General features: G+C 68.7%; 11 protein-coding genes. 5 read left to right on the top strand and 6 right to left on the bottom strand.

Annotation, left to right across the window (positions count from 1 at the left end; genetic code table 11):
* Positions 1-139 precede the first annotated feature (139 nt).
* Positions 140-478, bottom strand: a complete 339-nt coding sequence (locus tag ACWC2B_RS33355; RefSeq protein ID WP_450723251.1) for a DUF3817 domain-containing protein — start codon at positions 476-478, stop codon at positions 140-142.
* Between the two features lie 87 nt (positions 479-565).
* Entirely contained in the window at positions 566-1072 is a 507-nt protein-coding gene (locus ACWC2B_RS33350; protein WP_450723249.1) for a MarR family winged helix-turn-helix transcriptional regulator, read from the bottom strand.
* A gap of 162 nt (positions 1073-1234) precedes the next feature.
* On the opposite strand from ACWC2B_RS33350, the gene ACWC2B_RS33345 reads away from it, so the two are divergent.
* Entirely contained in the window at positions 1235-2293 is a 1059-nt protein-coding gene (locus ACWC2B_RS33345; protein ID WP_450723247.1) for a glycoside hydrolase family 6 protein, read from the top strand.
* Between the two features lie 60 nt (positions 2294-2353).
* Here ACWC2B_RS33345 and ACWC2B_RS33340 read toward each other — a convergent pair whose 3' ends face one another.
* The 4 genes from ACWC2B_RS33340 to ACWC2B_RS33325 all read right to left on the bottom strand — a co-directional run bounded on the left by ACWC2B_RS33340 (position 2354) and on the right by ACWC2B_RS33325 (position 6898).
* On the bottom strand, positions 2354-4309 hold the full coding sequence (locus ACWC2B_RS33340; protein ID WP_450723245.1) for a galactose oxidase-like domain-containing protein: 1956 nt from the start codon (positions 4307-4309) through the stop codon (positions 2354-2356).
* A 3-nt stretch (positions 4310-4312) separates the two neighbouring features.
* The gene (locus tag ACWC2B_RS33335) at positions 4313-6082 is read right to left on the bottom strand and encodes a glycosyltransferase family 2 protein (protein ID WP_450723255.1); all 1770 of its coding nucleotides are present in this window, start codon (positions 6080-6082) and stop codon (positions 4313-4315) included.
* A 181-nt stretch (positions 6083-6263) separates the two neighbouring features.
* On the bottom strand, positions 6264-6557 hold the full coding sequence (locus tag ACWC2B_RS33330) for an MTH1187 family thiamine-binding protein (RefSeq protein ID WP_365440018.1): 294 nt from the start codon (positions 6555-6557) through the stop codon (positions 6264-6266).
* Entirely contained in the window at positions 6554-6898 is a 345-nt protein-coding gene (locus tag ACWC2B_RS33325; protein ID WP_344376689.1) for a DUF3817 domain-containing protein, read from the bottom strand. The genes ACWC2B_RS33330 and ACWC2B_RS33325 overlap by 4 nt, the downstream gene beginning before the upstream one ends.
* A gap of 158 nt (positions 6899-7056) precedes the next feature.
* Between ACWC2B_RS33325 and ACWC2B_RS33320 the strand changes: the two genes are divergently transcribed.
* From ACWC2B_RS33320 to ACWC2B_RS33305, 4 genes are all read left to right on the top strand, one after another.
* Positions 7057-7695: an AIM24 family protein gene (locus ACWC2B_RS33320; RefSeq protein ID WP_344376690.1), complete on the top strand. Its 639-nt coding sequence runs from the start codon at positions 7057-7059 to the stop codon at positions 7693-7695.
* The gene (locus tag ACWC2B_RS33315) at positions 7695-8345 is read left to right on the top strand and encodes an AIM24 family protein (protein WP_450723242.1); all 651 of its coding nucleotides are present in this window, start codon (positions 7695-7697) and stop codon (positions 8343-8345) included. The genes ACWC2B_RS33320 and ACWC2B_RS33315 overlap by 1 nt, the downstream gene beginning before the upstream one ends.
* Entirely contained in the window at positions 8342-9118 is a 777-nt protein-coding gene (locus ACWC2B_RS33310; RefSeq protein WP_450723240.1) for an AIM24 family protein, read from the top strand. Before ACWC2B_RS33315 ends, ACWC2B_RS33310 begins: the two co-directional genes overlap by 4 nt.
* Positions 9119-9261: 143 nt before the next feature.
* Positions 9262-9738 (top strand): MarR family winged helix-turn-helix transcriptional regulator, encoded by a 477-nt coding sequence (locus ACWC2B_RS33305; protein WP_450723238.1) that lies wholly within the window; start codon positions 9262-9264, stop codon positions 9736-9738.

The raw sequence follows: 9738 nt of genomic DNA, 5'->3' as shown, positions 1-9738 counted from the left end.
CCGGAAGGTCCTCGATGGGGGTACCCCCTGGTCTTCAAGACCTTGGGGGAGGAGCTACTAGGGCGTTTCGGCAACGCGGCGAGCGTGCGTGCCAGACGCCACGGGCCCGGGCGGGGTTTAGACACAGGCTCTCAGGCTCTCAGGCCCGGGCGCCGGCGGGGACGCCGTCCGCGACCTTGGACTCCAGCTCCTTGGAGACCTTGCGCTCGACGAAGAAGGCGGCGGTGGGGATCGTGCCGGCGATCAGCACCCACAGCTGCTTGCCGACCGGCCACTTCGCCTTGGAGCCCAGGTCGAAGGCGAAGACGAGGTAGATCACGTACAGCCAGCCGTGGGCGATGCCGACGATCTTCGTGAAGTCCGCGGCGCCGTTCATGTCGAGGATGTACTTGGCGATGACGCCGAGGGTCAGCAGGACCAGCAGTACGCCGGTGACGTACGCCATCACTCGGTAGCGGGTCAGCACGCTCTTTTTCATGCGGTCGAGCGTAACCGGACATGCGGGGCGATCTTCGCCCGGGTCACGTCTGCGGCGGGCTCTCCCCCGTACCGCCGACGGGGTGGGCTACTCCTCGAAGTCGTGGGCCGCTACCCGTAGGGGCCTCAGCATCGCGAAGATCTCCCCGCACTCCTCCGCGTCGTAGACGCCGAGCCCGAACTCCATCGCCATCAGGTCGCGCGTGGCCAGCTCCACCACCTCGCGGCCCTTGTCCGTGATCGACGCGAGCGTGCCGCGGCCGTCGTTCGGGTTGGGGCGCTTGTCCACGAGGCCCGACTTCACGAGGCGGTCCACCGTGTTGGTGACCGAGGTCGGGTGGACCATCAGGCGCTCGCCGATCTTGGACATCGGCAGCTCCCCCTCTTTGGAGAAGGTGAGCAGCACCAGCGCCTCGTACCGCGCGAAGGTCAGCCCGTACGGCTTCACCACCGCGTCGACCTCCGCGAGCAGGATCTGGTGCGCCCGCATGATCGAGGTGATCGCCCCCATCGAGGGCACGGGTCCCCAGCGCTGCTGCCAGAGTTCGTCGGCTCGGGCGATGGGATCGAAGGGAAGGCTGAGCGGCTTGGGCACCCGTCGACCTTACCCACTGGTCACATGCCGGTCAGCCCCGTCTCGAAGTTCGGTACCGCACCGCCCGGCATGGCGCTCCCCACGGGGGGTGACTGTTATGTCACGATTACCCGGTCCTGTGCATATCGTCCCGTACAGACCCTTGCCACCTCAGGGGGCCTGATGTCCCGGTACAGAACCCTCGCGTACAGAGCCCACGCGTACGGATCCCTCCCGCGCGGAATTCTGCTCGCCGCCGTCCTGCTCGCCGCCGTGGCCGGCTGCTCGTCCGGCGGCGACGGCGGCGGGGCCTCCGTGCCCCGGGCCCGCTCCCAGGCCGAGGCCGCCCCCGCGCCCGCGCCCGGCTCTCCCTTCTGGGTGGACCCGGAGAGCGACGCGGCCCGGCAGGTCAGGATCTATCAGGGGCAGGGCCGGCTCGCCGACGCCCAGGTCCTGCGCAGGATCGCCGACCGGCCGGTGGCCACCTGGCCGTCGGGGGACAACCCGCAGCCCGGCATCCGCAAGGCCGTCGAGGGCGCCGCCAAGGAGAAGCGGACCGCGGTGTTCGTGGCGTACAACATTCCGCACCGCGACTGCGGCGCGTACTCGGCGGGCGGCGCGAACGGGGCCGACGCCTACCGCGCCTGGTACCGGATGTTCGCCGAGGCCATCGGCGACGCCCCGGCGATCGTCGTTCTGGAGCCGGACGCGGTCGCCCACATGGTCGACGGGTGCACGACTCCCGACCATCACGCCGAGCGCTATCAGCTCCTCCGTGACGCGATTCGGCAGTTCAAGAGACTGCCCGACACCAGGGTCTATCTCGATGCCGGCAATCCCTCCTGGATCCGGGACCCCTACAGCCTCATCGAGCCGCTGCGGCGGGCCGGAGTCGAGAAGGCCGACGGGTTCGCGCTGAACGTCTCCAACTTCCAGACCGACGCGGCTGTACGGGCGTACGGGGCGAAGGTGTCCCAGGGGCTCGACGGCAAGCACTTCGTCATGGACACCAGCCGCAACGGCGAGGGGCCGCTGCCCGAGGACCGCGAACAGGCCTGGTGCAATCCCCCGGGCCGGTCCCTCGGCACCCCGCCGTCGGTCCGTACCGGGGATCCGCTCGTCGACGCGTTCCTGTGGATCAAGCGGCCGGGCGACTCGGACGGGCCCTGTCGCGGCGGCCCGTCCGCCGGGACCTGGTGGCCGGAGTACGCGCTCGGGCTCGCCAAGCGCGCCCGCTTCTGACACCGCCCGGTCCAGCCGGAGAGCTCGGCCCGTCCAGAGAGCTCGGTCCACCCGGAGCGCTCAGTCCACCCGGAGCCACTTCGCCTCGGACGGGGTGCCCTCCTGGTCGGTCACGAAGACCATGTACCAGCCGGGCGGGACCAGCGCCCGGTCCTTCGGGACGGTGATCGTGACCGAGTTCTTGTCCTTGGTCAGGCCCAGTTCGATCGACCGCTGCTCCACGTCCGTCGTGTGGGTGACCGCGCTCGGCCGCATCAGGCGGGCCTTGACGACGCGTTCGGGGTGGTCCGTCCTGAAGGTCGCCCGGCCGTCGCCCGCCGCGGCCTCGGGGCCGTCGCCGAGCGCGGGGCGCTTGTCCTTGTCGCGGTAGAGGTAGGGCGGGCTGTAGACCTCCATGCGCTGCTCGAACTTGCCGAGCTTGGTGTTGTCCTTGTCACCGAACAGCGAGTCGGAGCCGAAGGTGGCGACCCGGCCGTCGGGCAGCAGCAGCGCCTCGGAGTGGTAGTTGCGGCCGATGGTGGGGTCGGCCGCCTCGCGGAAGGCGTTCGTCCTGGGGTCGTAGAACTGGGCCTTGAGGATGTTGGAGCCGCCCCTGCCCCGGTAGTCCGCCGAGCCGCCGCTGGTGAAGACCGAGTCGTCCGGCATGATCACGCTGTTCAAGTAGCGGGTGCCCTGCGGGAGTTCGGGCCCGGTCCTGAAGACGGGGTTCGCCTCCTTGAGGTCCACCACGGCGGTGCGCGGCGTCGCCTTCTTGGACTCGCCGACCCCGCCGCCGCCGAGCAGCATGAACCGCTGGTCCTGGGCGGGGGGCAGCAGGAGCGAACTGGCCGTCTCCAGCTGGTCGGTGGCGTTCAGGCCGCCGATCTTGGTGAAGGTGTTCTTCTGGACGTCCCACAGGCCCGGCTCGCGGCCCTTGTCGGCGGGCCCGTACCCGGCATTGGCGCCCGAGTAGAAGAGCTTGCCGCTCTTGGTCAGGAACAGCGAGGGGTAGGTCGGGAAGTAGCGGAAGGGACCCTTGGACCACTGCTTGGTCTTCGGGTCGTAGATCTCGTTGTCGCCCGCGAGGATCACGCCGACGTCGTCGAGACCGGAGACGGCGAGCACCCGGCCGTCCTGGAGCGTGGTGAGCGTCGGGTACCAGCGGGCCTCCTTCATCGGGGCGACGGGGATGTACTTCTCGGCCTTCGGGTCGAATTCGTAGGCCGCCCTGATCCCCTGGAAGTCCTGCTTGTCCAGGGTGATCTTCTCGGCGAGCCCGTACACGTCGTTGGCGTCCTTGCCGGTCAGGCCCTCGATCTCGTACTGGGCGCGGTCGGTGGCGACCGACTGGGGGCCCTCGGCCACGGCCTCGACGAAGACCCGCGCCTCGGCGGCGGTGGTCTTGGTCTGCCAGGGCTTCATCTGCCCGCTCTCGTCGTACGAGATCTTGAACTCGCGCTTGGCGCGCGGCACCGTGACGTCGAACTTGGACACGTACTCCACGCCCGACGGGGAGCGGAACTTGGTGCCCCTCTTGATGGTGACGGCCTTGTCCGGGCTCTCGTTCTTGACCCGCATGCCTCCGCCGGCCCGCTTGACCTCGCCGTCCAGGAGCTCGTAGCGGGCGGTGCCGCCGGCCACCAGGAGCTTGCCGTCCGGGAGTTGGGCGTGGCCGCCGCAGAAGAAGTCCTCGGGGGTGGGGATCTTCTTGAAGGAGTTGTCCTTCGGGTTCCACAGGACGGTGTCGAAGGTGCCCGCGTCGAAGTGGTCCTGCTTGTTGCCGGAGCCCGCGATGATCAGCACCTTGCCGGTGTGGAGCAGCGCCGCGTGGATGGCGTTGGTGCGGTACTTCTTGGGGATGTCGACGTCGTGCCAGGCGCCGTACTTCGCCGTGTACTCGGGCTGGGCGATCTCGTACGCGTGGTACTGCTCGGTGGCGAAGGAGAGCGCGGCGGGGGCGTTGAGGCCCGCGAGGACCACGACGGCGCCGCCGCCGAGCAGGGTCTTCTTCGTCCGCTTCGAGGGCCGGTGGGCCATGGCTCAGTTCCCTCCTGTCGTCGTGACGATGGCGGGTTCCGTCTCGCCGGTGGCCTTCGTCGACTGCTGGGTGGTGGCCTTGGCGCCCCGGTGGGCCGCCCCGCGCTCGCGCAGCGTCGTCCACGCCCAGATCGCCGCCGGGGACAGCGCGATGCACAGGGCGAGCACGGCCCAGGTGCGCATCGCGGCGTGGGTGTGGTGGTAGTGGACGGAGGCGATCAGCGAGCCGGCGAGGACGGCCGCCCAGAACAGGTGGATCCGGAAGGTCCACAGCCGGTCGGGGCTGGTCTGGCCCCCCTTGGGCGTGACGACGAAGCGGCCGGGGGTGCGCAGGACGGCCGAGCCGAGCGACTTGAGGTAGATGGGCGCCGAGAGCGCCGACATGCCCATCCCGGCGAGCCCGCCCGATCCCTCGGGTTCGTGGGGTGAGACGTTGTGCCGCCGGTTCCACAGGTAGAGGCCGATCTGGAGGGCGGCCGCGTCGCTGTAGAGCATCAGCCAGACCGAGGCGGAGACCTGGGTGCCGGACGCCCCGAACCACAGGAACAGCACGCAACTGACGATCCCCAGAAGCCAGTTGACGGCCGTCATCGGGTAGTAGACGAGCATGAGGGTGTACGAGAGCAGCCGGCCGGGCGGCATGCTGAAGGGCGCCTTCCAGTACTGCTTGAACAGCGTCTCGTAGGTGCCGCGCGACCAGCGCATCTGCTGGGTGAAGAAGTCGGTCCAGGAGGCCGGGCCCTCGCCGACGGCCAGCACGTCCGGGGTGTACACGGAGCGCCAGTGGTGTCCGGTCCTCGGGTTCTTGTGCCGGTGCAGTTCGAAGCCGGTGGCCATGTCCTCGGTGATCGAGTCGTAGAGCCCGCCGATCTGCCGCACCGCCGCGAGGCGTACGACGTTGTTTGTGCCGACGAACATGGGCGCCCGGTAGCGGTTGCCGGCCCGCTGGATCAGCGCGTGGAAGAGGAACTGCTGGGACTCGGCGGCCTTGGTGACGGGCGAGTCGTAGTTCCCGTACACCTGCGGTCCGACGACGAAGGCGACGTCCGGGTCGCGGAAGTAGCCCATCATCCGCTCAAGGAAGTTGGGGAGCGGGGCGTGGTCGGTGTCGACGGAGGCGAAGAAGTCGTAGCCGCCGCCGTGCATCGCGATCCAGGCGTTGTAATTGCCGTGCTTGGTGCGGGCCTTGTGGACACCCTTCTCGCGGTTCCACTCGGGGACGCCCTTGCGGGAGAAGTGGCGCACGCCCAGCTCGGCGCAGAGGGCTTTGGCCTGTTCGTCGTCGCCCTCGTCCAGGAGCCAGATGTCGAGCGGCCCGGTGTGGGTGAGCCGGACGGCCGCCTCCAGGGTGCCCCTCACCATGGACAGGGGTTCCTTGCCCGGCACGTACGTGGTGAGGAAGGCGACCCGGGTGCCGTAGGCGGAGGTGACCGGGACGGGGTCGCGGGCGACCATCGTGGCGTGGGCGACGGAGGCGACGTTGGCGACCATGAAGAGTTCGATCAGGCCGATCGAGACGAGCATCGCGATGTCGAGGTTCACGAGCCAGCGGTCGCCGCCCTCGCGCTCCACCCAGTGGGTGGGCCAGACGAGGTAGACGAGCAGGAGGCCGGTCAGGATCGGCGCCAGGGCCATCAGGAGTATGGCGCGTATGCGGTGCGGCTCCCGGGAGAGCAGACTCCGGTACTGCACCCGGTAGGGCTTGGGGCCCGGCTCCGTGAGCGGTCCGGCCAGTCGGCTGTGGGTGTCGTAGTCGTAGCCTTCCGGGCGCACGGTGCCCTCCAACTGATCGTCGAGCAGGGTCGCGAACTGTGTTGATATCCCCACAAAAGTGGAGAATGTCCGGCGTGTCGACTGGAGTAGTCCGAGTGAGCGGTTCTACATTGGACGGTTTTCGCGCGGCCAGGACGCGAAAGAGCCCCCGGCGACCGGGGGCTCTTCACTGAAAGGTGCGTTATGCCGACAGGTGGCGCTCCACCGTCTCGACCTTGGACGTCAGGCCGTCCGTGACGCCGGGGCGGATGTCCGCCTTGAGCACGAGCGAGACGCGGTTCGAGCGGGCCTCGACGGCGGCGACGGCACGCTTGACGACGTCCATCACCTCGTCCCACTCACCTTCGATGGACGTGAACATCGCGTCCGTACGGTTGGGCAGGCCGGACTCGCGGACCACGCGCACCGCGTCGGCCACGTACTCCCCCACGTCCTCGCCGACGCCGAGCGGGCTGACCGAGAAGGCGACGATCACGCGTTCACCACGCCTTCCTTGCGGGCCCGGGTCGCGATGACCGCGTCGTCCAGCTCGCGGCGGATCTTCCGCTCGGCGAAGAAGCCGCCGAAGGGCAGCACGGCGAGGACGAAGTAGAGCGCGCCGGTCTTCGCGGACCACTTGGTGCGGTTCCAGGCGTCCAGCCAGAAGAGCACGTACAGCGTGAACAGGATGCCGTGGACCATGCCCATGACCATGACCCCGTCGAACGAGGTGGTGCGCTTGAGCACGGAGCACACCAGCAGGATCGGGAACGAGATGGCCTCGGGGAGCGAGATCAGTCGGAGTCGATGCAGGGCGGAGGCTGTCTTGATGTCCACGTGTGGGGCACCTTCGCTGGGAGGGAGCGGGCGGCGGTGATCGTCAGGCGGCGATCCGTCGGCAGCGATCTTTGTGAACGCATGCACAAACGTTCCTCATTCTGACATCGCACCTTTGCCCCTGTCGGGGCGGGTCCCCGGCCCGCTAACGTCGGGCCGTGGCAACGTTCCGACTCCAGGGCAGCAAAGTGCTCGCCGTCGACATGACCGGCGACGCCGTCAAAGCGAAGAACGGCTCGATGGTCGCCTACGACGGCCAGATGGCGTTCAAGAAGATGTCCGGCGGCGGTGAGGGTCTGCGCGGCATGGTGACCCGCCGCCTCACCGGCGAACAGATGACCGTGATGGAGGTGAAGGGGCACGGCACGTGCTACTTCGCCGACCGTGCGAGCGAGATCAACCTCGTGAGCCTGACCGGCGACAAGCTCTTCGTCGAGGCGAGCAACCTGCTCGCCACCGACGCCGGACTGCGTACCGGCACCACGTTCACCGGCCTGCGCGGCGCGAGCCAGGGCAACGGCCTGTTCACCACGACGATCGAGGGCCACGGCCAGGCCGCGATCATGTCGGACGGGCCGGCGGTGGTGCTCCGGGTCAGCGCCCAGTACCCGCTGTCCGTCGACCCGGGGGCGTACATCGCGCACCAGGGCAACCTCCAGCAGCGCTTCCAGTCCGGGGTGACCTTCCGCACCTTCCTCGGCGAGGGCTCGGGCGAGGCCTTCCAGATCCGGTTCGAGGGCGAGGGCCTGGTGTACGTGCAGCCCAGCGAGCGCAACACGATCGGCGGGGACGTCTGATGCCCTTCCGCGAGATCAACTCCAAGATGGTCGAGGCGACGGTGAGCCCCGGCCAGAAGATGTTCAGCCAGCGTGGCGCCATGCTCGCCTACAAGGGCGAGGTGTCCTTCACGCCCAACATCCAGGGCGGCCAGGGCGGCATCATGTCGATGATCGGCCGCCGGGTCGCCAACGAGGCGACCCCCCTGATGACGGTCGAGGGCAGCGGCACCGTGATGTTCGGCCACGGCGGCCACCACATCCAGGTCATCAACCTCCAGGGCGACACCCTGTACGTGGAGGCCGACCGCCTGCTCGCCTTCGACGGCTCGCTCCAGCAGGGCACGATGTTCATGGGCTCGCAGGGCGGGGTCATGGGCATGGTGCGCGGGCAGGTGACCGGGCAGGGCCTGTTCACCACGACGCTCAAGGGACACGGAGCGGTCGCGGTGATGGCGCACGGCGGCGTGATCGAGCTTCCGATCACCCCCCAGCGGCCGGTCCACGTCGACCCGCAGGCCTATGTGGCCCACCACGGCGACGTACGCAACAAGCTCTCGACCGCGCTCGGCTGGCGCGACATGGTGGGCCGGGGCTCCGGCGAGGCCTTCCAACTCGAACTGTCCGGCCAGGGTTCGGTGTACGTGCAGGCCTCGGAGGAGAAGCTGTGACCGCCCCGGTGATCTTCGATCCCTACTCGCTGCCGACCGACGACAACGTCAACAAGTACACCTTCTGCGTGGAGCTCAAGTCGAGCCAGTGGTTCCTGCAGAAGGGCAAGATGATCGCCTACTACGGGCAGATCGAGTTCAACGGCATCGGCCACGGCCGCCTCGACCGGCTGCTCCGTACGAGCTTCCACTCGCCACTGCACGCCAGCGACTGGGTGGTGGCGGACGGCAGCGGCAAGATGCTGCTCGCGGACCGCGCCTTCGACGTGAACAGCTACGACCTGGACGACGGCAACCTGACGATCCGGTCCGGCAACCTGCTGGCCTACCAGCCCTCGCTCGCGCTCAAGCAGTCGATCGTGCCGGGGTTCCTCACACTGATCGGCACGGGCAAGTTCGTGGCCGCGTCCAACGGACCCGTCGTCTTCATGGAGCCGCCGATCCGGGTGGACCCTCAGGCCCTTGTCGGCTGGGCGGACTGCCCCTCGCCCTGCCACCACTACGACCACGGCTACATGACGGGCGTCCTGGGCGGAATCCGGTCACTCACCGGGCTCGGCGGAACGTCCGGCGAGGAGCACCAGTTCGAGTTCGTGGGGGCCGGCACGGTGCTGCTCCAGTCCACCGAGGTACTGATGGCGGAGCAGGCGACCGGGCAGGTCGCCAACGAGCCCGGGGTGCCGGGCGGCGGCCAGGGCGGGCACGGCCAGGCGGGCGGGGCACCGCGTCTTCCCGGCCAGCTGGGGGACCTCCAGCGTCGCTTCGGCCTGTGAGCGGTAGTCTGCGGAGTGTGACGTCGAACGCATGAGCCCCTCGGGGCCAGGCGGGGCCGCGCGAGTGGCGCGATCGCACCACGTGCCGGGCGTCACACTCCCAGACTTTGTTCAGAATTCAACTTCTTAGGTAGAATCCACATATGGAGACCGAGACGGCCACGAACTGGCTGAGCGACGACGAGCAGTGCGCCTGGCGCACCTATCTGGAAGTCAACAGGATGCTGACGTACCAGATGGAGAAGGATCTGCAGCCGTTCGGCCTGACCAACAACGACTACGAGATCCTGGTGAACCTCTCGGAGTCGGCCGACAAGCGGATGCGGATGAGCGACCTCGCGGCCGCCACCCTCCAGTCCAAGAGCCGCCTCTCGCACCAGATCACCCGCATGGAGAACGCGGGCCTGGTCCGGCGCGAGAACTGCGAGTCGGACCGGCGCGGGCTCTTCGCGGTCCTCACCGAGCACGGCACGGAGACCATGGAGAAGGTCGCCCCCCACCATGTGGCCTCCGTACGGCGCCACTTCATCGACCTGCTGTCGAGCGAGGCACTGGCCGATCTACGCGAGTCACTGACCCCGGTCGCCGAACACCTGCGGGGCCATCGCGGCAAGATCTGA

Source organism: Streptomyces sp. NPDC001415, assembly GCF_053597395.1.
Note: the sequence above shows the minus strand (reverse complement) of the source record. Positions and strands in the feature narration are given on the sequence as shown.